The organism is Providencia sp. PROV_01 (assembly GCF_053098325.1).
Window position 1 is genome coordinate 4,215,022 of record NZ_JBRFKD010000002.1, and the last position, 26,444, is coordinate 4,241,465.

A 26,444-nucleotide genomic window follows, 5' to 3' on the forward strand; every position below is an offset into this window, starting at 1 on the left:
GTACATTGCTAAAATTGATTTTTATGACTTGTTATTATTTGTGTTTACGGCCATATACCAGCCATGTGATAAACACACAGGAAAGATAAAATACAAAAAACACTTTCATCGCATCTGCCGGTGACCCCGTCAGTGTTAGTGATGTACCGAACGCTTTTGGAATAAAGAAGCCACCTATTGCCCCAATTGCAGAAATAAACCCTAGAGCCGCAGCACTTTCTGTTACCGCCTCTTTTTGGGCTTCTTGCTCTGAAGCTCCTCTTAAGATGGCTTTGTCCATAGTTAATTTACGGAAAACGACAGCAATCATTTGGAAGGTTGAGCCACTACCTAGCCCTGCCGTTAAAAACAACACCATAAATACGCCATAAAATGCTCCAAAAGAGCCTCCTTGGCCGTTTTCTGGTAACGTAAAAAATAGCAAGCCGGAGAAAACCGCCATGACCACAAAGTTCAGTAATGTGACTTTCACACCACCAAAACGGTCAGACAACATGCCGCCGACTGGACGAGCTAGAGCTCCGAGGAAAGGGCCAAAAAAGGCAAACTTCAAAATAATGACGTCTGGGAACTGCGTTTTCGATAACATAGCAAAACCGGCAGAAAAACCGATAAATGAGCCGAATGTTGCCAGATATAACAGGCTTAATACCCATAGATGACCCCGTTTCAAAACAGGTAACTGCGCTTTAAGAGATGCCTTATTCGCCGCTAAATCATTCATGCCAAACCAAGCCATCACAGTAAAAAGCAGCAGAAATGGCACCCAAATCCAAGCGGCATTTTCTAACCACAACGTTGAGCCATCCGGCTGAGCCGCTCCAGCTCCACCCACAAAAGTAAATACGCCAACACCTACAATGAAAGGAGCCACCAATTGCATGACACTGACCCCTAAATTGCCTAACCCACCATTTAGACCAAGTGCCCCGCCTTGGCGAGCTTTAGGAAAGAAGAAGCTGATGTTGGCCATACTGGACGCAAAGTTAGCGCCAGCAAAACCACAAAGTAGGGAAATAATGACAAAGACTTGATAAGGCGTGGCAGGGTTTTGAATCGCATAACCTAGCCAAATACATGGGATCACTAAAAATAGTGTACTAATCGCCGTCCAGCGACGCCCACCAAAAATAGGAATAACAAATGAATAAGGGACTCTTAATAAAGCGCCTGAAACGGAAGGTAATGCGGTTAATAAAAATAATTGGTCTGTCGTAAAATTAAAACCCACTTTATTTAAGTTAACTGCAACTGCACTAAATAACATCCATACGCAAAATGCGAGCAATAAACATGGAATAGAAATCCATAAATTACGATTTGCAATACGCTGCCCTGTTTGCTGCCAAAACCGAGTATCTTCAGGACGCCAATCCTGTATAACTCCGTTATTTGACGGTGCAACTACGTTATTAACATTATCTCGTTGAGACATAAATCACCCCGATAAATACAATTTCTGTTCGCAGTGTGTGGCGAATAGACCACCGTGAAGCTGATCTAAATCAAGAGAGACTTAAATGAAATATTCGCGTTTTTTTTCGTTAACCACTAGAGGGGTATTAGGAGTACAAGCCAATAACAAATTGAATTAAAACAAAAAAATTTATTACTCGGTAATTTTATGTATTGGAATTTAAAGCGAATATTTCAATGGGATATTAAGGAGTAATACCGAAGTGGCATATTCAATTTTATATAATAGAGAAACAATATCTACGTTATCAAAAATAATGAATAAACATGTACCGTAGAAAGGATTATTTATGTCTATTGCTTATCACCGATTTTCAATCATTAACCAAGTTATTGGTTTAATGTTATTGATTGCCGTACTCGGTATTATTGGCATGACAATCTCAAATAGTATGATCATTAGTGTGCAAGGAAATGCACATGCAATTAATAAATCAGGCTCATTGCGGATGCAAAGCTATCATTTACTTTCATTAGTACCACTCAACCAATATTCTGACGTATATGTAAGTGAACTTGAGAAAAATTTATTAAGCGATGAACTGACACAAGTCGTCGAAATAGAAGATTTAAAACCGCAATTTTCTGAGATTTATCAATATTGGGTTACAGAATTAAAACCTGCACTTAACCATGCAGTTTCGCCTAATGATGCACGGCTTGCGGTCGTTGCTTTTGTTAATAAGCTTGATGCATTAGTTCGCAATATTGATGAAAAAACAGAACGAAAGATAACCTATGTAGCAATCACTCAAATGGTATTTATTAGCCTCGTTTCGTTGCTACTTATTTTTGCTATCTGCCATTTTAGAAAGAAAATTTATACACCTTGGCTTAAGTTACTTCATATGGTGAATGCGATTAGTCACCAAGATTTTAGTCAGCGCTTTCCTGCAGGCAAAAAACAAGATGAGCTAAATTCACTGGGCCAAACGTTAAATCAAATGTCGGATGAGCTTGCACAAAGTTACCATCAATTAGAATCCCGAGTTATCGAAAAAACGGCTGACCTGCAAAATAAAAATAAAGTATTACTCTATTTATACCAATCTAATCGCACCTTACATGCCATTGGGCCATTATCAGTCAGGTTAGAAAAAGTATTATCTGAGCTTAAAAGCTTAATACCGCTACAGAATATCAGCTTGAGACTATACGAAGAAAATAATGATACCTACTTTCATGAAATTCATTGCCCAGAAAACGAAGAGCACTCTCTCAAGTCACCCAAGGTAACTGAACAACTTAAAGTAATATCATGGGAGATTTCCGATAACTTACAGCGTTATGGCATGATTTTGGCTGAAATAGATATAAATCAGCCATTATCTGAAGAGCAAAATAATTTAGTGCTGATGCTAGTTAAACAAATTGCGGGAATGTTAGCGATGGAGCACCAATTAGAACAACAACAGCAGTTACTGATTATGGATGAACGCTCGGCGATTGCGAGAGAATTGCATGATTCAATCGCACAATCATTATCTTGTCTCAAAATGCAAATTAGTTATCTGCAAATGCAACCTAAAACATTGCCAACTAAGCACCAAGAACTATTAAACGAAATGCGTAATGAAATAAATTCCGCTTATAGCCAATTACGTGAACTTTTAACAACCTTCAGGCTAAAATTAACTGAACCCGGCTTATTCCCGGCTTTAGAAAGCACAATCCAAGAATTCAGTCAGCGCCTTGGTTTTCAAATTGGATTAAATTACCAAATTCCAGCAAAAAGCCTCTCCCCACATCAATCTATCCATATTATCCAGATAATCCGAGAAGCTTTAAGCAATATTCTCAAACATGCTAATGCAAACTGGTCACAAGTCTCATTAATTGAAAATAACGGATTAATCACCATGACGATAGAAGATAATGGGGAAGGGATTCAGCCTCAGCCAACAAAAAATAACCATTACGGATTGATTATTATGAGGGAGAGAGCTCTGAGCCTAAATGGGAAATATCAAATTTCGCCAAGAGTTCAAGGAGGCACTACTGTTAATGTCGAATTTCCACTGACTGTGGCTTAATTGAATTGGAGTAACTCATTAATGAAAAATGAAAATAAACTAACTGGGCAATCCACCATTTTACTGATTGATGACCACCCGATGCTACGTAACGGAGTTAAACAATTAATTAGTTTAGAACCCACATTAAAAGTAATTGGTGAAGCAGACGATGGAATAACGGGTATTAAAATTGCTGAAGAGCAAGACCCCGATTTAATCCTATTAGATCTCAATATGCCGGGTATGAATGGCTTTGAAGTACTCGATAGTTTACGTAGCCGCGAACTTTCAGGCCGTATTATCTTATTTACAGTATCCAATTACGGTGAAGACTTAATTAATGCATTAAAACGAGGTGCTGATGGCTATTTACTGAAAGACATGGAACCCGAAAAATTAATTATTGCATTAAAAGAAGCAGCAAGTGGTAAAATGGTCGTTAGCCCAACGCTCGCCTCTATTTTAGCTGAATCCTTAAGAGATAACCGAGCCTCTACAGAGCATAATTTATCGGCATTAACCCCAAGAGAAACCCATATCTTAGATTTAATCTCTCAGGGGCTATCAAATAAGATGATTGCTAATAAATTACAAATCACAGAGAGCACCGTCAAAGTCCATGTCAAACACCTACTAAAGAAACTCAATTTAAAATCACGCGTTGAAGCGGCTATTTGGGTTTTACAACAAAAGTAATGACACTGCACCTTAACTTAATGCATCAAGCCATGGCTGTTGTTTTGGGTAACGTCGACGATAGCCATGCATAGCAACAGATAATTGAATCAGATCCGTAAACCTTGTCGGGTCCAAACTGGTTTGCTTTTTAATTTGCTGTAACCGATAACTTAATGTATTTCTGTGAATGCCTAATTGCTGTGCGGTACTGCCTATTTCCCCATTTTGCGATAGGAATAACTCAAGGGTTTCAATTAAAATATCCCCCGAATCATGCAACAATATTTTATGGCAAATATCCAAAAAGAAATTAAATAGATAGCTATTTTCCAATTCATTAAAGAGGCATAAAGATGCCATTTCTTTAAATAGAAAAACTTGTTTATCGGGCACAGTTAGCCGGCCAACTTCAATGACTGAACGTGCGAAATGAACGGCATCCCTCACATGTTCCTGCGTATCTGCCTGGACACCAACACCAATATAATATTGGCTAAGCTGGCTATCTAGAATGAAATGAAGATTAGGAATAAATGATTCATTTTGATAATGAGTTGATGGAAATAGCATCAAAATTTCGCGGCTATTAAGCAATAACACATCACTTTTTTCCATGGCTGATAATTCAGTAATGATCGTATCGAGTATTTCAGGACGATACTGAATAGCTTCAATATTAATAATCACAGGAATAGTCGGTAAAGTGAATGCAAAACCAGAGTTATGCAGTTTGAGTAACGCACTGCGCCCCTGAGCTTGCGTTGTACTTTCTATAAACTGGACAAATAACATATCTCGCAAACGGTGCTGCCAGTTAATACTACGCCGCTCAATTTCTTGTTGAATTAGCAGCTCAGCCGTCAGTATGGCAAGCTCAGCATAACGCTGGATCACAACAGGGTCACCACTCACCCCAATGACTAATTCCACTTTATCTGCCACAACAATCGGATGGTTTATCCCCGGAGCTACATTCGAATAAGCTCGTGCTTCATTTTCATTGTAAATAGTGATCCGTTTGCCGCAGCGAATCACTTCCACTGCGGCTTCATGAATTTCACCAATACGCTTTTTTTCCCCTGAGGCGATAATCACGCCCTGACTATTAATCACATTGACGTTGTGATGGATAATCCCCATTGCACGCGTGACAATATCATTGGCTAATTTTTCAGTCAGTAGCATCTTACCGCCTCACTTTAGGGTTTTATTTGCTTATTCGGATTCGCTAGTACGGTTCGCAGCAAATTTTCTGCTGTATCTGCCAAGTAACGCTCACCATTTGTCATGGCTTGCTCAAGGGAAATCGGCCCAGGGCACAATGACCACATTGCGCTAATACCATGTTGATATAGGATACGGCTATCTTCACTGTATCCTCCGCAAAGCGCAATAACAGGCACACCATAATGACTGGCCATACGAGCCACTCCCACAGGAGCCTTACCGTTCGCACTTTGGCTATCAAGCCGCCCTTCTCCTACAATGACTAAGTCCGCTTGTTGAATATAGGATTTCGCACCAAGGAGCCCCAAAACGAGATCGATTCCTTTTTCGAGCTTTGCCGAAACAAACCAACGAAGCCCCGCACCTAATCCACCCGCAGCGCCACTGCCCGCCTCCAGCGAAACATCTTTTCCCGTTATTGCTGACATTAATTTCGCATAGTGAGCCATTCCCATTTCAAGCTGATCAAGTGTGGCTTTGTCCGCTCCCTTTTGAGGACCATAAATATAAGTCGCGCCGTTATTGCCTAATAAAGGGTTTTCAACATCGCAAGAAACATTAAATTCAACCTTAGCGGCTCGCGAGTCAAATTTATCAAAATTAATCTTTGCAATATTAATGAGGTCTTTACCGCAAATTGGCGCCTCAATAAGCTGAGAATTTTTATCATAAAACAAAGCACCTAATGCTTGAGCAAACCCTGCACCACCATCATTAGTTGCACTTCCTCCTATCCCTATGACAATACGAGAGCAACCCATATCGAGTGCATGCTTGACCATTTCCCCCAAACCATAAGTCGAGGCATTTTCAACGCGACGGTGCTCGCGTTGAACTAATTCCAGCCCACAGCATTGTGCCATTTCAATAAAAGCAGTTTTTTCCTCCAGCACTAATAATCCTGCATCAACCTTACTACCATAAGGTCCAGTACAGCTAAAAATATAAGGTGTTACACCAGAAAGCGCCGGGCTATGTTCCAGTGACTCCAACAAACCTTCTCCGCCATCAGATATGGGTAATAACGTCATATCTAACGTCATATCTAATTCAGAGGATACACGCTTGAAACCCTCAGCAACGGCTTGACATGCTAACCTTGCAGAACAACTTCCCTTAAAGGAATCAAGTGCGATAACAATTTTCATGCAGACTTTCCTATTGTAAATGGCGATGTTGAATTATTTGCTTTCCTCTGAAGCCGATACTTGTAATGGTTGAGGTTCGCTCATACCGTTAGTATTCACTCGTGAAGCAATAATCGTTCCGATAACTAACAAACCGACACCAAACCATAATCCAGAAGTCGCTGTTCCAGTGTAATCCTCAAAAAAACCAAGAATAAACGGGCCGAGGAAACCACCAAATAATCCTAAGCAGTTCAATAATGCTAAACTTCCCGCCAGCATACTGCCACTCATATAAGTGGGTGGAAGAGAGAAAATAATCGATTGAACCACAAAAAACATAAATGCAGTCAAGCAAAAGCCTATTAAGCCGACAACTGGGCCTCCCAGTGCACCTATCACTAATCCAACCGCCATCACGGCATAACCTGAAATTAAAATACGTGATGAACGACGCGGTGTATTGGCTTTTCTCGCCACAAAAATGCCACCAATTGCAGCTGAAATCCAAGGGATCGCCGTTAATAAGCCAATTTGAATCGGTGTCAGTTTGCCATACTCACCTATAATAGTAGGCAAAAAGTAACTTAAACCATAGACGGAGAACTGGTGAGTAAAATAGATAGCAACAATCATCATAAAGGCTTTATTTTTAAATGCCGCCTTAAGTGAGAATTTACTATTACTCACACTAATGCTGTTTTTATCTTGGTCGTGTTTATATTTAATATAATTCCGATCATCCTCATCTAACCATTTCGCATCTTCCGGTTTATTCGGCAACACAAACCACACAACAAATGCGAGGATCACCGCGGGTAAACCTTCAATAACAAACATCCATTGCCAACCATGGAAACCTAATAAGCCATCCATACTCAGCAATAAGCCACTTAGCGGTGCTCCAATAATATTCGCAAGACAGACCCCAAGTAAAAATAACCCCGTTGCTTTAGCTCGTTCCTCTTGGCTAAACCAATATGTCATATATAAAATAACCCCGGGATATAAACCCGCTTCAGCTGCTCCCAGTAATAACCGTAAGATATAAAAAGAAGTCGGCCCTGTCACAAATGCCATCGCCGCAGATAATAACCCCCACGTGATCATGATCCGCGTGATCCAAAAACGCGCGCCTACTTTTTCCATGATCAAATTACTTGGGATCTCAAGAATTGAGTAGGTTAGGAAAAAAAGCCCTGCTCCGATACCAAATGCGGTTGCAGATAATCCTAAATCAATCGACATCGCATTTTTTGCCATGCCAATATTCGTTCGGTCAATAAAGCTAATAATGTACGCTAAAATCAACAACGGCATCAGGTTACGGTATATCTTTGCGTTGGTTTTTTTCCCCTGAGCCGCATAATCTAACTTTGCATTTGTAGAAAACATAGATAAGATCCTCATGTTGTAGTGAAACAGGTACGGCTCTTGGTTCTAAGTGACCCATACCTGTAGCTTTTACTTCAGCAACAGCCCGACGCCCCACGTCGGGCTTTCTGCTTGCAGTTTTTCTTATTCTCTTTCGAACAACATTGAAATCCCTTGGCCACCACCAATACACATCGTGACTAACCCGGTGGCAACCTGACGGCGTTCCATTTCATACATTAACTTCACGGGCAAAATAGCCCCACTGGCACCCACTGGGTGACCCAAAGCAATTGCGCCACCATTCACATTCACCTTAGTGCTATCAAGAGATAAATCATTCATAACTGCGATAGCTTGTGCCGCAAATGCTTCATTTAGCTCAATTAAGTCAATGTCTTTTACATTCATCTTGAGCTTTTCCATGAGTCGGCGCGTCGCTGGTGCAGGCCCAAAGCCCATAATGGCCGCTTCACAACCCGCAACTGCCCAATCGACCACTTTCATTTTTGGTTTCAGACCACGTTTTTCTGCTTCTTCACGTCGCATCATCACTAATGCCGCAGCGCCATCATTAATCCCTGACGAGTTTGCCGCCGTGATCACACCGTCGGCTTTAAATGCAGGGCGCAACTTAGCCAATTTGTCACGTGGTGTATCACGTGGATGTTCATCGGTATCAAAAATACGTGTGCCTTTACGGCCTTCCGGTATTTCTACTGGCAATATCTGGTCAGCAAAATAACCCGCTTGAATCGCTTTTAACGCTTTTTGCTGGCTGTCCCATGCAAAATCGTCCATCTCTTCGCGGGTAATATTGAACTGTTCTGCAACGTTTTCTGCAGTCATTCCGTTGTGATAAGGGCCCTCTGGCCAAGTTAGGATGGACGTTAATCCATCCTCGAGCACATCATTCCCCATGCGGTAGCCATAACGCGCTTTGCGTAAGTAGTACGGCAGCATCGTCATATTTTCTGTACCGCATGCCACCACAACATCGGATTGACCAGTCTGCAGTAACATCATGCCATCGGCTAAAGCTTGTAACCCGGAACCACATTGGCGGTTAACCGAATATGCTGTAGTTTCTTTTGGTAGCCCAGCTCGCAGCTGGCAAATACGGGCGATAAAACCACTTTCTGCAATTTGCCCAACATTACCCACAATGACTTCATCGACATCTTCGGGAGCAATTCCAGCTCTTTTCACGGCTTCACGAATAACCGCGGCCCCAAGGTCGTGTTGATGCGTATTTGCAAAGCTTCCTCCCATCGTGCCAATTGCTGTTCTCACACCACTGACAATGACAATATCATTCGCTTGTTTCATTATTTCCCCCTATAACACCATTCCGCCGCCAACATTGATCACTTCCCCATTGATATAACGCGCTTTATCAGAGGCTAAGAATGCAACACATTGGCCGACATCACGTGGATCGCCAGCAAAACCCGCAGGGATCTTGCTAATCATGATGTCCCAAACTTTTTCAGGTACACCACGAGTCATATCTGTATCAATAAATCCTGGGCAAATCGCATTTACTGTGACACCTTTACGGGCTAGTTCACGGCAAGCCGTTTTAGTCAGACCAATAACCCCAGCTTTGGACGCGGCATAGTTGGCTTGCCCAACATTCCCAAGCCAACTCGCCGAGGAAATATTGACAATTCGGCCACTTCCTTGCTCACGCATTAATTTTGCCGCTTCTTGCATGCAGTTAAATGTCCCTTTCAGATTGATATCAATCACTTTGTCCCAATCATCTTCCGTTAATTTATGCAGCATGCCATCTCGGTTGATCCCCGCATTATTCACCAGTACATCAATCACCCCAAAATGTGCTAATGCGTTAGAAAATAAGGCATTCACCTCTTCACGTTTAGCAATGTCGCAAGGAATGAAAATGGCTTGATGGCCTTGTTCTTGTAGCTGTTTTGCACTTTCTTCACCTGATGACATGGCTAAATCAGAAATAACAACTTTTGCCCCTTCTTCTGCAAGTACCTGAGCAATCGCAAAACCAATACCTCTTGCAGAACCCGTCACAATGGCAACTTTATCTTTTACTAACATGGATAAATTCCTCTTTAATATTGAAACTACAAATACGAAATCAGACCAAAAGGCGCCTCTTCAAATAATGAAGAGTCCATCACTTTCAGATCAGGCGAAATTTCAGGTACGAAGTCCATATGGGCAAGAATGTCACGCTCTAGGTCAATACCGGGGGCAATTTCAACCAGTACTGGTGTTTTCCCCCCTAAAGTGAACACCGCACGCTCCGTGACAAAATGCATGGTTTGGTTGATATTTCGTGCGACATCCGCATTCCATGAAATTTGCCGTACTTGGTTAACTAACTTTCTAATATCCCCTTCCCGCACAATAGTTAATTGCCCATTTTCACAACGAATATCTAACCCTTTTGCCGTGAACGTCGAGCAAAACACTACGTGCCGAGCATTTTGGGTAATATCAATAAACCCACCTGCACCAGGGCAAATATTGCCTAACAATGTCGCATTGACATGACCACTGGCATCCATTTCCCCTGCGCCCATATAGGTGATATCAACGCCTGCCCCGTTGTAGTACAACATTTGGTCTTGGTGACTAATCATCGCTGACAGGTTACGGCCTATGCCAAAATCAATACCGCCGGCTTGAACGCCCCCCCAGATCCCTGACTCCACGGTAATATCAACCCGCTTGGTTGCATTTTCTTCCTGAATAATTGAACCAATAACATCGTTTGGAATTCCCGTTCCTAAATTAATCACACAGTTTTCATATAGATAACGGCATGCAATTCGCCCAATCAATTTGCGAATATCTAAAGGTAATGGCGTAGTTTGTTGGATAGGCGTACGAATATCACCGCATAGCGTTGGGTCAAAAAACCAGCTTGAGGATTGGCGATGGTCTTCTTCAGGGTTATCACACACGACAATGTGGTCAATAAAGCTGGCGGGAACCGTGACACGCTTAGGATGTAAAGTCCCTTCTTCAACACAATACTTCACTTGTGCAATTACTTTGGCACCAAAGCGTTTAGCAGCCAGTACCGCATGTAAAACTTCTAACGCCATGGCTTCTTCATCGGTGGTGAGGTTACCTTTACTATCCGCATGGGTTCCTCTGATCACCACCACATCTAAAGGAATTTCTGGGTACCATAACCATTCTTCCCCTTTGAAATTCACTTTTTCAACTAAAGGAGGAAGCGCCAACGTTTTAACGTTCATCCTCCCGCCTTCAAGATCAGGGTCGATAAATGTCCCTAACCCCACTTTGGATAAGCGTCCTGGTAAGCCTGCGGCCATTGCGCCATATAAATGCACCATTTGCCCTTGCGGAAGACAATACGCTTCGACTTGATTGTCATTAATCATCTGCATCCATCTAGGCGCTAACCCCCAATGAGAACCAATAATCCGTTTCACCATTCCTTCATGGGCAAAGTGTTGATTCCCGCGAATACGGTTACATTGCCCAGCCGCATGAACGAGAGTTAATTGATTTGGTACGCCCTCGGATAAAAAACGTTGTTCAATTGCCGATAAAATAGATTCAGCAGCACTGGTTAATGTCATTCCCACAGTACAAATTGTATCGCCATTATTAATTAATTTAGCGGCATCTTGTTTAGAAATAAATTTATTATTCATGATAAAACCTACCTGAAGGCTAATATTTCATAGCCCCTTTTTGATTAATTAAAAACTAATTTAGATTTTAGTTATTTAAAGAGTAATAGCGTAATTTCAAATCTTTCTTACTTATTTTCCCATTCCAAGTTCTAGGGAAATTACGTGTAAACATAATTCTTACTGGAACTTTATACGTTGGCACTCTATCTTTTAACCATTCAATAATTTCTTTACTGGTTAAACATACTTGGTTCTCAGGAATAATAAATGCAATGGGTTCTTCGCCATATATTGTACTTTCAATTGGAATGACCGCGACCTCATTAACGCCTGGGTAATTAGAAATCAAATCTTCGATTTCAATAGAATATATTTTTTCTCCACCACGGTTAATCATGTCTTTAATTCGATCTTGAATATAAAGGAAACCATCATCATCCCTATAACCAATATCGCCGGTAAAAAACCAACCATCATTAAACGACGTGCTATTCGCAGGGCTATCAGGCCAATAACGTTGGATAACAACATCCCCCTTAACCCAGATATTGCCAGTACTGTTAGCAGGTTTATCTTCACCTTTATCATCTCTTATGGCCACCTGTAACCCAGGAACCGGAGTGCCTGAGCTCGCCTTTTTATCACTGTACCGAATATCTTCACGAAATACGGTGGCTGGGGATGATGTCTCTGTCAAACCATAAATAGAATGAATGGATGTTTTAGCGAATAGATAAGAAAGCTCTTTAATCGTGCCTTCATTCAAATGACCTGCACCACAAGCAATCATTTTTAATGAATTAAATCTTTCCAGATTAATACTTTTATTTTCTTTTATTTTTTGAATTAATAATATAAACACAGTTGGAGAACCATGTAAGAATGTGATTTTTTCTTTTGCAATTGTTGAAATAATATCTTTTGCATTAAATTTCTTTTGAAGATAAACCGTCCCACCAATATGAATAAATAACGCTAAAATAGCAGAAAGCCCAGTAATATGATAAATCGGTACTGCTAAAATTGTTTTATCGTGTTCAGATAACTTTAATGTTTCCTGATAGGCATATACTGCAGACAATATATTCTTGTGTGTGATCACCGCACCTTTTGGTGCACCTGTTGTACCCGAAGTAAATATCACAACCGCGGGGTCTTCCTCATTAACTTGGTTGGTAAAGTTAATTTCTTCAGTAAGTATTAGATTACGCCACTGAGAAAGACTCATCCCTTTTGTACTGAACTGAGCTAACCATGGCTGATATGTGTCATCCCAAAAAATAGCATCCGCATTAATACAAGATAAATGCTCTTTGCCTTCAAACTCTTTCATTTTAGTACTTAAAGGAATGACCTGAATGCCCAGCCCTACAGCAGCATAAAATAATTGGCAAAATTCAATCGTATTTCCCCAGCCGAGTACTATCCGATCACTTTTTTTCAACTGTGCGGCTGTAGTTAGCCACAACATTGTTTGGTTTACTTTCTCAAGTAATTGGTGATAACTCCAACTTTGCTCTTCAAATACAATCGCAACAGCGTCTGGCTGCACTTTTGCTCTTTGTAATAAGCTTTGGTAGATGTTTGAATTTGGCGCAAGCATGGACACACTCCGATACACCTGAATATGACTGATATGCTATCAATGTATAAAATACACTCCAGCAAATTAGTGCCAATCTTCACAAATTATTCACACCCTTTTTTTATTTGAATTAGTGATCTGCACAACGAATTTGTTAACAATTTTGTTACTTACGTCTTATTTTAAGCGCTGGTTTTTATTGAACATGAAGATATTTACCTTTTGTTATTATCTAACCATTCAAAATGCATATTAATTTCGATGAATAACTCAACTATGATTGTGCGTATAAACAATGACCCCCAGACTAAAAAGTCGCTCAGCAGTAATACTTAACTCATCTGCTTATCCTCTATATGTTCTTGCACTCTGTGCTATTTAGCCCTCCCACCAAACCAAATACGATAAAAACAGTGGAGAATTCACTAGAGATTGCTACAGTGTAAGACCTTCATAATGAAAAAATTGATGAGAAAAAAATCGCCACCTTTGCAAACGGTTAAGGAGATAACTCATGGCAAACACCCCCTATATTCCCCCAAAAGTCTGGCAATGGGAGCAAGGTAACGGCGGAAAATTCGCCAATATTAATCGTCCTGTTTCCGGTGCAACTCACGAAAAATCTTTACCTATAGGTAAGCACCCACTACAGCTATATTCCTTAGGAACGCCGAACGGGCAAAAAGTCACTATCATGTTAGAGGAGTTATTAGCCCTTGGCATTAAAGAGGCAGAATATGACGCTTGGTTAATTAACATTGGTGAAGGCGACCAATTTAGTTCTGGTTTTGTTGAAATTAACCCTAACTCAAAAATTCCCGCTTTAGTCGACAGAAGCGGCAAGGAGCCTATCCGAGTATTTGAGTCAGGCTCGATTCTGACCTATTTAGCCGAAAAATTTTCTGCTTTTTTACCCACAACTCAGCCGGAACGAGCTGAAACCTTATCCTGGTTATTTTGGCAAATGGGCTCAGCACCTTTTGCTGGTGGCGGTTTTGGGCATTTTTATGCCTACGCACCTGAAAAGTTTGAATACCCAATTAACCGCTTTGCCATGGAAACTAAACGTCAATTAGATGTGTTAGACAAGCGTTTAGCAGAACATAAATATGTTGCAGGGGAAAACTACAGCATCGCTGATATCGCCATCTGGCCATGGTACGGTGCATTAGTGAAAGGTTGGCTTTATGATGCCGCAGAATTTCTATCTGTCCATGAATATAAAAATGTTATTCGTTGGGCTGATGAAATCTATGCACGCCCAGCAGTACAGCGAGGTCGCCGGGTTAATCGCCTACAAGGTGACCCTGCACAACAAGTACGCGAACGCCACGATGCGAGTGATATAAGCTAGTTATTAAGTTTATTACCATTACCAATACTGAGATTTATCGATTTTAAGTCTCAGTATTCCCCAACTAGCACAGTATTATTCCCCTAAAACCAAATACCCTTGGTTAAAGTCACAACTGTTTAAATAACATATCCCCATTAAAATATCTAAATATGAAGGTAATAAATCACATTCAGATAGTCTTATTTATACAATTAATACTAATTCTATTAGTATCCCTCCAAAAATAATGTTCCAAAATGAACAGAAATATCTTAATAAATGCAAAATTCACAACCATTTTAGTAAGAATAATCTTATATTGATATTTTGTTTCAAAAAAAATCATATTAACAATATGTTATAAAAATAACCATTCAATTGATAATGTTTTTTATTTTTATTTAAGATTCAAGCTATTAAACAAGTCATTATTAGAGCATCACTTATTTAGCTTGTAATTAGATACATGTATTGTAATTAATCGATTTTATCGATTTAGCATACTGATTATTTATATTTAGAAAATACCTTTATCAAGAGTAATCTATATTCACAAATTAAACAGCAATCCAAAAATTGAAATTTAAATTGGTATCCTAATAAAATGAAGGACTCTATTTTTACTTGCTTAACTGTTTTAGAAAACAAAAAAAACATTACGCATATAGTTGCCAAGAATATTGGTAAAAAAATTAAATTGCTAAGATCAGAATATCAGTTAAGTGGATCTGATTTAGCCAGAATTATAGGTATATCTCAACAACAATTATCACGTTACGAAAATGGCCTTAGTGATATATCAACATCTAAAATCATGTTGATATCCGTGTATTTTAAGGTAGATGTCTGTTACTTCTTTAAAAAAGATTAACTCATCATATTTTCAATCCTCACATTTAGGTAAAGCAAATGAATGATGAAGAAAATGTAAATATAAAATTAGGATATTTAATAAAAAGATTGAGAAAGAAAAAAGGAATTAGTGGAGCTGAATTAGCAAAAAAACTAAATGTAAGTCAACAACAAGTATCAAGATATGAGCGAGGAGCAACAAAACTAAGTTTTGAAAAATTAATCGAGTTAACAATCCATATTGACCTAGATTTATCTAAATTAAAGTCAGAAATTGAAAAAGAAATCTTATATATCAATGATTCAAGAGCATTATTGTAATATTCAATGACAAACGAAATTATTATTAATTAATAGCAATTAACTCTGATTGTTATTAATTAATCTCACTATGAAATTAACATAATGAGATTAACAATAATCATATTTATATATTTAACAGTAAAGGAAAAGATTGATGAAAATCAAAAGTATTGCAATGGCAACCTTATTAGTTTTAGGCGGCGCTTCTGCAGCAAATGCGGCTGACCAAGGCCACGGTAAAGTTACTTTTAAAGGTGCGATTATTGAAGCACCATGTTCAATTGCACCAGAAAGTATTGACCAAACAATTGAATTAGGCCAAATCTCTAATATGGCTTTAGCCGATGGCGGAAAATCATCACCTAAGGCATTTGAGATCGCACTACAAAACTGTAACGTTAGCAGCTTAACTAAAGGTGTTCAATTAACCTTTACTGGTGCATCTGCTGCATTCGATGAAGATAATAAAACGTTAGGTATTGTAGGTACAGGTAGTGGTGCAGGCGTTCAAATCACTAGCGGTAACGGTGAAGTTGTTACGATTAATACAGCAACGCCATTCCAACAAATTCAGGATGGTAGTAACACATTACAATTCTCTGCATACCTGAAAGGTAATGGTGGTGATGTTTCAACTATTACTGCTGGTGAATTCAGTTCCGTAGCAGACTTCACTTTATCTTACGAATAAAATTAGCCACCTTCTAATTTTAACCTAAAAACACATGGATAGGTTTTTAGGTTCATTGGGCATAATGATAGAGCGAAAATATGCTATATAAATTTTCATGGTTGACATTCATTCTATTATTAGGAACTAGTTTGTCATCATATTGTTCGGCTGAATCATTAATTACAATGAATGGAAGTATTATTGAGACCGCCTGTTCTATTGATATAAGTAGCAGAGATCAAACCATTGAAATGGGAAGCTTATCTATATCGCAAATGATTCGTGATGGCCAAAGTAACAAAAAAAAATTTTCAATAAAATTAATTAATTGTGTACTCGAAAGAACTGAAACAAAAAAACCAAACTGGCAATATTTTACAGTAACATTTGATGGAGTTCATGATGGTAATTTGTTTACTGTCAATGGACAAGCAGAAGGGTTTGGCATTGAAATTAGTAGTGCTGATGGTGAAGTCGTTTATCCAGGAAAGGTAATGTCATCGCAAGAATTAACTGATGGCAATCGTGATTTAAATTACAACCTACGATTAATAAGAAATAATAAAGTTTTAGAACCAGGTAATTACTTTAGTCTAATAAAGTATAAATTAGATTATGAGTAATATCGAAAATAACGCTGTCCACATGAACATTTTTCCAAATAGGAGACACCTTCTCTTATTATAAATGAGTTTGAATAAGGTCAAGTATAATGGCGCATCATAAAATCCATATTAAATTATCATCAGCTAATCGATTATATATATTAGCTGGCATGATAACTATCATCTGTAATACTGGATTCGCCTCTACTAATATAGAATTTAATACAGATATTTTAGATATAAATGATCGTGCTAATATTGATCTAAGCCGTTTCTCTAAAACTGGTTATTTTATGCCAGGAGAATACACTTTTAGTGTTCATGTAAACAAGAATATATTATCTGAGCAAAGTATTTTTTATTATAACTCAGATGAAGATATTGATGACAGTAAAGTATGTTTAGATCCCAGCTTAGTTGATAAGTTTGGACTAAAGCCCAAAATATTATCATCGTTGACCTGGTGGCATAATGACTCCTGCCTAGATTTAAACAGCTTATCTGGTGCAACTACAAAGGCCGATTTATCGACATCAACGCTATATATTAATATTCCTCAAGCCTATTTAGAATATACAGCAGATAATTGGGATCCACCCACTCGTTGGGAAGATGGTATATCGGGAGCTTTATTTGATTACAATCTAAACGCGCAAGCGAATCAACAGATACGTAGTCACCAAAGTACAAGCTATACCACTAATGGTAACGGAGTGGCAGGAATAAATTTAGGTCCATGGAGATTCAGAGCTGATTGGCAAACGCGGTTTGAGAAGCGTCCATCTTCTGAGTCAACACATTCTTTTGATTGGAATCGTTTTTATATTTTTCGGGATATCAAATCATTAGGAGCAAAGCTAACATTTGGTGAATCTTATTTAAATTCCGATATTTTCGACAGTTTTAGATTCACAGGGCTCAGTTTAGTTACTGATATTAATATGTTGCCCCCCAATTTAAGGGGATATGCTCCTGAAGTTACAGGAGTGGCCAATAGTAATGCAACCGTTATTATTAGCCAACAAGGCCGCACTATTTACCAAACTCAAGTTGCTGCTGGCCCCTTTCGCATTCAAGATCTCAATGATGCTTTATCGGGTGAATTAGATGTAAGAGTAGAGGAACAAAATGGTAAAACGCAAACTTTTACAGTAAATACCTCGAGTATTCCCTACCTTACTCGACCAGGGCAAGTTCGTTATAAAATTGCTGCAGGGCGACCTAGTGATTCCAATCATCGAATTAATGGTGATAATTTCGCTAGCGGCGAGTATTCGTGGGGAATTAATAATGGTTGGTCTTTATATGGTGGCACGATTGCTTCACAAAAATATATCTCAGCAACGTTGGGAATTGGTCGCGATCTCATGCAATTTGGAGCTCTTTCATTTGATGCGACAAGAACACATGCAAAAATTAAAGAAATCACTTCAAATAACGAAACGAGTTATAACGGAAACTCTTATAGATTGAGTTATTCAAAGCGTTTTGAATATTTTAACAGCCAAGTTACCTTTGCGGGTTATCGTTTTTCAGAAAAAGACTTTATGAGTATGTCTGAATACCTCAATGCAAAAATGAGTGGCGTTCGACAATATAATAGCAAAGAGATGTATACCATTTCTTATAATCAACAGTTTAGCGACAGTGGATTGAGCACATACTTAAATTTTTACCACCAGACATATTGGAATCAACCCGATAATAACCGCTATAGTTTATCATTAGCTAAATATTTTGATCTCGGAAAATTTAAAAATTTAAGCGTTAACTTGACAGCATTCCGTACTAGCTACCAAAACACAAATGATGATGGCGTTTATATTGCGTTATCTGTGCCTTGGGGTGAAACCTCTACAGTCAGTTTTAACAGTAGCTGGGATAAAAGTAATACAACGCAGAATGTAAATTATTATGACCGCATTAATGAGCGTAGTAACTACCAAATTAATACTGGGGTCGCACGGTCAGGAGCAATTATTGGCGGGTACTATACATATCAAGGTGATATGGCTCAGGTTAATGCAAATGCGACATACCAACAGAATCGTTACCGTTCCGCCGGGCTATCAATACAAGGTGGATTAACGGCAACACAACATGGGGTAGCACTCCATAGAAGTAACCAATTGGGTGCTTCGCGTGTTTTTGTTGACACCAGTGGTGTCCCGAACATCCCTTTGCGTGGTAATGGAATTGTGACACGGTCAAATTATTTTGGCAAAGCTGTCATTGCTGATGTTAATAGCTATTACCGTAGCAATATTAATGTGGATTTGAATCTTTTACCTAATAAGGCAGAAATTACCCATTCTGTAAAACAAGGGACATTGACAGAAGGCGCTATTGGCTATCGCCAGTTTGATGTTATAACAGGTAACAGCGCAATGGCGACTATTCGTTTATCGGATAATAGTGCTCCTCCATTTGGCGCTATTGTATTAAATGCACGTAAACAGCAAGTTGGAATAATTAGTGATGAAGGTAGCGTTTATTTATCAGGTTTAAATCCTAAAGAAAAATTGAATATTTCTTGGGATAATGAAATACAGTGCAATATAACATTACCGGATAGTGTTTCATCAGAAATAAATTTAGCAAATACATTACTATTACCATGTATAAAATAACATTTCACACATGTCATTATAAAACCATTAATGCTAGTTATTTAAACCAATAAAGTAAGCAATAATAAATTTTATCAAATTAAACTTAAAGAGATTATATCGTTTATGAAAAAATTAAATATAAATAAAAAGGATACCCATCCTAACCAAAAATTAGTTAATAGTTATAAAGTTATATTGGCAGCTATTTTTTTGATGAGTATATCGACAGCAAATGCGGCTATCTCCTTAGATCGCACTCGTGCAATTATTAATGGTAATGAGAAATCGATTAGCCTGAATATTAGTAATGAAAATAAAACATTACCTTATCTTGCTCAAGGTTGGATTGAAAATGCACAGGGTGAAAAAATTAATGATCCATTTACTGTTTTACCTCCAGTACAACGTGTTGAGCCTGGAGATAAAAGTCAAATAAGAATTCAACCCTTAGCTAGCATAGAAAAATTACCGCAAGATATTGAGTCAGTATATTATTTTAATTTACGTGAGATTCCACCGAGAAGTGATAAAGCAAATACGTTGCAACTTGCATTACAAACACGAATAAAACTTTTTTATAGGCCAACACCTATCATTCCAACTAAGAATGATATCGATAACCCATGGCAAGAAAAATTGGTTTTAAAACAGCAAGGCGGCAAATATATTGCATTTAATCCGACGCCTTATTATATAACCATTATTGATGCAGCAAAGAAAATTAAAGGTGATACCGTAAAAGGCTTCGAGCCAATTATGATCGCTCCCAAAAATAGCCAGCCGTTAGGTGTCGATGTTGCAACATTAGGTAATACCCCAGTACTAACATATATCAATGACTATGGTGGCCGTCCTAATCTTAGTTTTAACTGCCAAGCAAATGAATGCAAGGTATCTCCAAGTAATAAATAATCTATCTATCAAATAGTAATAGAGGAAGGTATGAGTAAAATAGTGAGTTATAGCACTCCTTTAATAGGGATTATTTTCAGTACACTTGCCTTTCAGACATTAGCTACTGATATTGGTAAAGTTGATAATTGGGATGTTGATGGTGCCAATGGTGTTTTACAGGTTAGAGGTGTGCTTACCGAAAGTGCATGTAGATTAGCCACGCAATCTGCATTTCAAACAGTAGATTTGGGCACAAATAGTTCTTCAGCATTTAAATTTCTAGGGCATAAAGGCACACCTGTTCCTTTTAATATTCAATTAGAAGATTGTTTAAGGAGTGAAAGTCGTAATCATGATCAACAAGGTAATATAACTTGGAGCTCTGACATGCCAACCTTAAGAATTCGTTTTCTTGCTGTATCAGATAATACAGATAGCAAATTAATAAAAGTAAATGGTGCTGAAGGCATTGCTCTTGAGTTAAATGATGAAAATTTTAAAAAAATTAAACCAGGTGTTTTTACTAGGCCAAAACTATTATCAATGGGAAATAATAAATTAACCTATTACATTACTCCGGTGAGAATTAATAGTCATTTTAATGCTGGTAACTATCAAGCAAATATAAGATTCCAATTAGTCTATGACTAGGATAAAAATATGAAACCATCATATCAATACCTATTATTTAAATCGCAGGTTTTTATTAGCATTATTTCTATATTAATATGTTTTAATACAGCCAGCGCTTCAATGGCTTCTATTGGTTTAACAATTACAGTCATAGAACCCCCTAATTGTAGTTTTGTAGGAGGAAATACATTAAATGTTGACTTTGGCGATGTCCAGCAAGATTTAATCGATGGGGCATCATATAAAAAAACGAATGTTAACTACAATTTACAATGCACAAATTTATCTACTAATCTATTAAAAATGAAATTGAGTTGGACTAACTTTAGAGTTAATGGTGTTGATGCAATAAAAACGAATAGAGATAACCTTGGTATCGCCATTTATCAAGATAATAATATAGTATCCAACAATTCAAATATTCATTTTATTTATGGTGCTATGCCATCTATTTATGCTGTTCCCATAAAACCAAGTGGTTCAATGCTAAGTGACGCTGGGGATTTTAATGCAGAAATGATTATGACAATTGAATATCAATAAATTAAGAGCCAATATGAAAATTAAATTTTTATATATATTAATAGTTTTTAGTGCTTTTTCTTATTCATCTTCACTCACTGTGGAGTTTAATGGAAATCTAATTATCACGCCTCCTGAATGCATTTTAAATAACAGTCAAAAATCAATGATTCATTTTGGAGATATCTTATTAAGCAGGATTGATGGAGTAAATTATAAGCATAAATTACCTTTTGAATTAACTTGCACTAATTTAGCCATGAATAACCTAACGTTAAGTATTCAAGGTGACCCTAGTAATTTTAATAATGGCATTCTCAAGACCAGTAACCCAAAGCTAGGATTAAGCTTCTATATTAATGGTATAAAACAAGATATTAATAAAAAAATAAATTTTAATTATTTAGAATTACCATCATTAGAGGTTAGTCCTGTACAAAATGTTGCAACAAGTTTTGATGGTTCCGATGGCGGAGATTTCACTGCACTAGCAACTCTTAATGTGGACTATCAATAATGAAAAACAACTCAATAAATAATAAAATTCAGTATCAGATATGTTGTTTTCTTTTAATATTCTTAGCAAATATAACCTATGCTAATTGGGGATTTGATGGTTCGTTAATTATACCGCCAAAATGTCGATTAAGTCATAGCGATCCTATCAAAGTTTCATTTGGTAAAGTCGGTGTTAATAAGGTTGATGGAATACACTATAAGGAAAAAATTCCTTATGAACTTATTTGCGATGGCGATCTAACACAACCTTGGAATATCTCTTTAACATTATCTGGTATAGCAGCAGGTGCAGGTTTTGATGATGCAACACTGCAAGTTAAATCTGATCAAAATGGAAATAATGTAGGTATCCAAATTCAAAAGGATGGACAACCTATCACTTTAAATAAAGCATTTGTAATTGATCAAAAGACATTACCCGCTTTATCCGCTGTTATTGTCAAAAAAGCAGGAACTAAACTTATTGGAGACACATTCAATGCTACAGCGACATTAACCATTACATTTCAATAGGAATTATGATGTTCTCGACAATAAAATATTATAATTTATTATTTTTAACAGTATTTATATGCTACTCCTTACCATCTATGGCCGAAACAATTAATTTTGATGGTATATTTGTTGAAGATACTTGTGACCTATATCCCGGAGATGAACTAATTACATTAGATTTCGGAACAATCGCAGATAAATATCTTTATTTAAATAGCCGCACGCTAAGTGAATCATTTAGTATTCGATTAATTAACTGTGACTTATCTTTAGGTCGTGAAATTAATGCTTCATTTAATGGCAATGAAAACTCTTTTTTACCTGGATATCTTGCACTAGACCCAGCAAGCCAAGCTAATGGTATTGCTATTGGTTTAGAAACAGATACTGGAGAAAAAATCGATATAAACAAAAAAGATCACACACAAAAATTGTCAGCAGGTAATAACGAAATAAAACTTAAAGCCTTTATCCAAGGAGAGCATTCTGCATTAGCAAATAAAACAATTTCATATGGAACATTTATATCAACGTTAACATTCTTTTTAGAATACAACTAAAAGTATAAAAGCTACATTTAAATCATAGGTATTCAAAAATGAAAATCTCAGCAATAATTCGCGATTATAAAGCTACAGTAATAAAAATAATTTTTATTACTGTATCAATCTTTATTTATAATATAAATGCTTATTCTGTAAGTTGGGGCGCATTTACTCAAAGAAATGGTAATGATGTTACTATTCAATGGGGATGGCCTAATGAAGATAGCAATAGTGTAATTTGCTTTAATCCATCAGGTTGTGTTGTAACCGTTGGCCCATATGATTACCGGGGATCTAGCGCTGATCCTAAAACATTTGGAGGTATAAATTTACCCTATGGCATGCAACAAAAAGTCATCATCCGCAATAATGGGACGGCACTGGATGCTTTTAATGCTTGGAAACTACAATACGGCACCGCCAATACACAAACAGTTACTGGCATGTGGGGTAATTATCCAAATACAGACTTCTCATCGGTTTGTTACGGGTTCCAAGTTTTTCAAATCTCAACTTGGGGAACTTCTTATGGCACTTTATTGCCTAGTGCTGCCTGTGGGGTAGTACCGCCATCAAACACTTCTTGTAATTTTAGCTTCCCTACGAGTATTGATCTGGGTTCCGCAGTTAGTGGCCAAAATGGCTCTTGGTCTGGAGAAGCTACAGGGGCTTTTAGCTGCACCAATATTGTTGATATAAGGGCTAGCTTATTAGCTACTCCCTATTTAAGTAATCTTCCTGTTGATATTTCAGTCAATCAAGTTTCACTGGATATCAATAATAAGAGCGTTGCTAGAGGGCAAATAGCACCACTTAATTTTAAGGCAACCACAACAGGTAAGTTCACATCTGCAGGTAAGTTTAACGCTAATACAGTTATTTTGTTTTCTTTCAATTAGCAAACACATTACTAATATGAATGTTAAATAAATAAAGCACAGCAAGAACTGCCAATAATAACTTTATTAACTGATAGTTACCTATAAAAGCAAAGCCGTTCCTGTACCTTAATGGCCCAATAGTGAAAGAGGGTTAGTCCCCCTCTTCCACTTGCCCTTTATACTCTTCTTGTGAAACCAAATGTACCCCTATATATCGCTGATAACGTGCGGGTTTTAATTTGGTTAAGTCCACCAGTACCAAGCCATCGATACAATCATTGAATGCGGGGTCTGTACCGAAATCCATAAACTGTACGCCACCCGGCTCGCATAATTCAGTATATTGCTTATAAAGCGTCGGAATTGAACAGCCAATGTTATTGAGTAAGCTTTTCAATTTAACTAAATCTTCGTGGTAATTGCCCCCTGAAAATTGGGCTAATACCTGTGGCAAAGAAGCTGGATACGGCTGATGTGACTGTGCAATGCTGTGTTGCGCCGAAAAATAGAGCCGATAAAAAGTAATCAGTAAGTCACGCGCCGCAATCGGCATTGAGCCAGACATAGATACAGGACCAAAAAGATAGCGATATTGTGGGTATTTCGCCAAATACGCGCCAATACCTAACCATAAATAATCTAAACCCCGTTTTCCCCAATATTTAGGCTGAATAAAGCTCCGACCAAGCTCAATACCTTGCGCTAATATTGGCATCATGGCTTGGTCATAATGAAATAAGCTAGAGCTGTAAATACCCTGCAAACCTTTGGTCTCAATTTGCTTTTTAGTGGGTATAAACCGATAAGCCCCTACAATATCAAGTTCACTTTCATCCCATAATACCAGATGATAATAATCGTTATCATAGCTGTCTAAATCACGGCGCTTACCTGAGCCTTCCCCTACAGCACGAAATGCAATTTCGCGTAATCGCCCTATTTCTCGCAAAATCGGCGACCTTACTTCTTGGTTTCGGTGATAAAGGTAAATCGCTTTCCCATCAGGGGATGTTCCTAGCCGCTCACATGCCACCAACGCTTTTTTTAATTCAATTCTGTCTTCTGGTAAAGCAATTGGTGATTCGCTGGTAAATAGCCCTTCCTTACCTTTTCCCAACAAATAGACATGGCGACGAAAGCGCCCTGCTAGCTCATGAGCCGCTGTATGGCCATCATGCCAATGAATAAATGGGATGCTGCCACCAATACGAATTTTTAATCTTTTTCCTCGCTGCTTAAACATTTCCCTGACTAACATTAAAGTCGATAACGGCTTGTAAACCAACGAGGTTAAATAGAATAAATGGCTATTTCGCCCTTGAATATGAATGGGGACAATAGGTGCTCTGGCCTTTGCGGCTAAACGCAAAAAACCTGTACGCCAGTGGCCATCACGAACCCCTTTACGGCCAAACCGAGAGACTTCACCCGCAGGAAACACAATTAATGCCCCTTGTTTGTCCAAATGCCGTTGTATTGCTTCAACCTGCTGCCGACTGGTTCGGTTATTCATGTTGTCCACTGAAATAAATAAGCTTTTTAGTGGCTCTATATAATTGAGGAACTGATTTGCCACGATTTTGACATCAGGACGAACGGCAGCAACTGCACGTAATAGTGCAAGACCATCGAGTGAGCCTATCGGGTGGTTAGCAACTAAGACAACAGGACCTTGAGTTGGAATATTTTCTAAGTCTCCCTCAACCATTTCGCAAGAAATATCAAAGAACTCCATGATTTGTTCAATAAGATCCAAGCCCTTTAAGTGCGGATAATCTTGGGCAAATTGGTGAAATTCTTGTTCAAACAGCAGCTTTTTTAATAAACGACGTTTCCATTTGCCTGGTGTTTGATGAGGAAAAATATCGTGCAGCAGGGTATCGACACTAAACATAATGCTATCTCCTAACTGAGTTACGACGAACTTAAGTCAGACTCATAACAACAATATGTTTATTTTATGACAAAATGGTGAAAGCACAAAAATGATGATGTAGATCATTACTTTTCATTTACTAATATTATAGTTATCTAAAATCAATAATTTTTCCGAATATTGCTTTCTTGAATAATTTATATTTTACTCATTTTATAATATGCATTTATTCCACAACAATTAAAAAAGTATAAAACTAAATTTTTTGATTAGTTTTACTTAATTTATTTGAATAATTCAGAATTTATTATTTATAAATACCCACCAATTAAATTGAACTAAAAATTTATTACAATAAGATCAGAAACAAATAATACCCTTTAAATTCAATTAAATAAAAATTAATTATAAGTTTAATTTTTAACTTTTTTCTTATTGATAGGCAAATCTTATTTCAGCAATTGCTTAAACCGATGGCCATCATTGATAAAAATCAAGAACCTCTCGACCTTATTTATACATGATAGTCCGGCTGTAGAATTATATTAATTAAAAAATATTTA

The 26,444-nt window shown here is 37.8% G+C and carries 24 protein-coding genes; 15 read left to right on the forward strand and 9 right to left on the reverse strand.

Annotated features, from left to right (window positions below):
* Positions 1 to 34 precede the first annotated feature (34 nt).
* Complete coding sequence (locus ACU696_RS20375) at positions 35 to 1,435, reverse strand: NarK family nitrate/nitrite MFS transporter (protein ID WP_102138107.1); 1,401 nt, start codon at positions 1,433 to 1,435, stop codon at positions 35 to 37.
* A 331-nt stretch (positions 1,436 to 1,766) separates the two neighbouring features.
* On the opposite strand from ACU696_RS20375, the gene narX reads away from it, so the two are divergent.
* Together narX and narL are read left to right on the forward strand one after the other, a co-directional pair.
* Complete coding sequence (gene narX / locus ACU696_RS20380) at positions 1,767 to 3,509, forward strand: nitrate/nitrite two-component system sensor histidine kinase NarX (RefSeq protein WP_123382222.1); 1,743 nt, start codon at positions 1,767 to 1,769, stop codon at positions 3,507 to 3,509.
* A gap of 21 nt (positions 3,510 to 3,530) precedes the next feature.
* The gene (narL, locus tag ACU696_RS20385; protein ID WP_004907776.1) at positions 3,531 to 4,187 is read left to right on the forward strand and encodes a two-component system response regulator NarL; all 657 of its coding nucleotides are present in this window, start codon (positions 3,531 to 3,533) and stop codon (positions 4,185 to 4,187) included.
* Positions 4,188 to 4,199: 12 nt separating this feature from the next.
* On the opposite strand, the gene ACU696_RS20390 is transcribed toward narL, so the two are convergent.
* The 7 genes from ACU696_RS20390 to ACU696_RS20420 form a co-directional block, all read right to left on the reverse strand.
* A complete protein-coding gene (locus ACU696_RS20390) occupies positions 4,200 to 5,354 on the reverse strand; it encodes a CdaR family transcriptional regulator (RefSeq protein WP_004907773.1) in 1,155 nt (384 codons plus the stop codon).
* 14 nt (positions 5,355 to 5,368) lie between these two features.
* Positions 5,369 to 6,544 (reverse strand): glycerate kinase, encoded by a 1,176-nt coding sequence (locus tag ACU696_RS20395; protein WP_123382221.1) that lies wholly within the window; start codon positions 6,542 to 6,544, stop codon positions 5,369 to 5,371.
* A gap of 33 nt (positions 6,545 to 6,577) precedes the next feature.
* Complete coding sequence (locus ACU696_RS20400) at positions 6,578 to 7,918, reverse strand: MFS transporter (protein WP_123382220.1); 1,341 nt, start codon at positions 7,916 to 7,918, stop codon at positions 6,578 to 6,580.
* A gap of 123 nt (positions 7,919 to 8,041) precedes the next feature.
* Entirely contained in the window at positions 8,042 to 9,226 is a 1,185-nt protein-coding gene (locus tag ACU696_RS20405; RefSeq protein ID WP_109912755.1) for a thiolase family protein, read from the reverse strand.
* Between the two features lie 9 nt (positions 9,227 to 9,235).
* Positions 9,236 to 9,973, reverse strand: coding sequence for a 3-oxoacyl-ACP reductase FabG (gene fabG, locus ACU696_RS20410; RefSeq protein WP_209101757.1), 738 nt, complete (start codon positions 9,971 to 9,973; stop codon positions 9,236 to 9,238).
* Between the two features lie 26 nt (positions 9,974 to 9,999).
* The gene (locus ACU696_RS20415) at positions 10,000 to 11,568 is read right to left on the reverse strand and encodes an acyl CoA:acetate/3-ketoacid CoA transferase (RefSeq protein WP_109912756.1); all 1,569 of its coding nucleotides are present in this window, start codon (positions 11,566 to 11,568) and stop codon (positions 10,000 to 10,002) included.
* A 67-nt stretch (positions 11,569 to 11,635) separates the two neighbouring features.
* Positions 11,636 to 13,153, reverse strand: a complete 1,518-nt coding sequence (locus ACU696_RS20420) for a class I adenylate-forming enzyme family protein (protein ID WP_117162604.1) — start codon at positions 13,151 to 13,153, stop codon at positions 11,636 to 11,638.
* Positions 13,154 to 13,649: 496 nt separating this feature from the next.
* On the opposite strand from ACU696_RS20420, the gene yghU reads away from it, so the two are divergent.
* The 13 genes from yghU (at position 13,650) to ACU696_RS20485 (ending at position 24,023) form a co-directional block, all read left to right on the forward strand.
* Positions 13,650 to 14,489 carry a glutathione-dependent disulfide-bond oxidoreductase gene (gene yghU / locus ACU696_RS20425; RefSeq protein ID WP_109912758.1) on the forward strand — a complete coding sequence of 280 codons (840 nt, stop codon included), beginning with the start codon at positions 13,650 to 13,652 and terminating at the stop codon, positions 14,487 to 14,489.
* Between the two features lie 586 nt (positions 14,490 to 15,075).
* Entirely contained in the window at positions 15,076 to 15,342 is a 267-nt protein-coding gene (locus ACU696_RS20430; RefSeq protein ID WP_109912759.1) for a helix-turn-helix domain-containing protein, read from the forward strand.
* 38 nt (positions 15,343 to 15,380) lie between these two features.
* Positions 15,381 to 15,644, forward strand: coding sequence for a helix-turn-helix domain-containing protein (locus tag ACU696_RS20435; protein WP_109912760.1), 264 nt, complete (start codon positions 15,381 to 15,383; stop codon positions 15,642 to 15,644).
* Between the two features lie 136 nt (positions 15,645 to 15,780).
* A complete protein-coding gene (locus tag ACU696_RS20440; protein ID WP_109912761.1) occupies positions 15,781 to 16,317 on the forward strand; it encodes a fimbrial protein in 537 nt (178 codons plus the stop codon).
* Between the two features lie 167 nt (positions 16,318 to 16,484).
* Positions 16,485 to 16,922, forward strand: coding sequence for a fimbrial protein (locus tag ACU696_RS20445; RefSeq protein ID WP_109912800.1), 438 nt, complete (start codon positions 16,485 to 16,487; stop codon positions 16,920 to 16,922).
* An 89-nt stretch (positions 16,923 to 17,011) separates the two neighbouring features.
* Positions 17,012 to 19,534: an outer membrane usher protein gene (locus ACU696_RS20450; protein WP_209101756.1), complete on the forward strand. Its 2,523-nt coding sequence runs from the start codon at positions 17,012 to 17,014 to the stop codon at positions 19,532 to 19,534.
* A 105-nt stretch (positions 19,535 to 19,639) separates the two neighbouring features.
* Positions 19,640 to 20,428 (forward strand): fimbria/pilus periplasmic chaperone, encoded by a 789-nt coding sequence (locus ACU696_RS20455; protein WP_109912762.1) that lies wholly within the window; start codon positions 19,640 to 19,642, stop codon positions 20,426 to 20,428.
* Positions 20,429 to 20,458: 30 nt separating this feature from the next.
* Positions 20,459 to 21,061, forward strand: a complete 603-nt coding sequence (locus ACU696_RS20460; protein ID WP_209101754.1) for a fimbrial protein — start codon at positions 20,459 to 20,461, stop codon at positions 21,059 to 21,061.
* A 9-nt stretch (positions 21,062 to 21,070) separates the two neighbouring features.
* The gene (locus ACU696_RS20465; RefSeq protein ID WP_227024196.1) at positions 21,071 to 21,586 is read left to right on the forward strand and encodes a fimbrial protein; all 516 of its coding nucleotides are present in this window, start codon (positions 21,071 to 21,073) and stop codon (positions 21,584 to 21,586) included.
* A 13-nt stretch (positions 21,587 to 21,599) separates the two neighbouring features.
* The gene (locus ACU696_RS20470; RefSeq protein ID WP_227024195.1) at positions 21,600 to 22,082 is read left to right on the forward strand and encodes a fimbrial protein; all 483 of its coding nucleotides are present in this window, start codon (positions 21,600 to 21,602) and stop codon (positions 22,080 to 22,082) included.
* Positions 22,082 to 22,597, forward strand: a complete 516-nt coding sequence (locus tag ACU696_RS20475; protein WP_110731623.1) for a fimbrial protein — start codon at positions 22,082 to 22,084, stop codon at positions 22,595 to 22,597. Before ACU696_RS20470 ends, ACU696_RS20475 begins: the two co-directional genes overlap by 1 nt.
* Before the next feature lie 77 nt (positions 22,598 to 22,674).
* Positions 22,675 to 23,139 (forward strand): fimbrial protein, encoded by a 465-nt coding sequence (locus ACU696_RS20480; RefSeq protein ID WP_227024194.1) that lies wholly within the window; start codon positions 22,675 to 22,677, stop codon positions 23,137 to 23,139.
* A gap of 38 nt (positions 23,140 to 23,177) precedes the next feature.
* Positions 23,178 to 24,023, forward strand: a complete 846-nt coding sequence (locus tag ACU696_RS20485) for a hypothetical protein (protein ID WP_209101753.1) — start codon at positions 23,178 to 23,180, stop codon at positions 24,021 to 24,023.
* A 133-nt stretch (positions 24,024 to 24,156) separates the two neighbouring features.
* Here ACU696_RS20485 and ACU696_RS20490 read toward each other — a convergent pair whose 3' ends face one another.
* Positions 24,157 to 25,899, reverse strand: a complete 1,743-nt coding sequence (locus ACU696_RS20490; protein ID WP_109912768.1) for a lysophospholipid acyltransferase family protein — start codon at positions 25,897 to 25,899, stop codon at positions 24,157 to 24,159.
* Between the last annotated feature and the right edge of the window lie 545 nt (positions 25,900 to 26,444).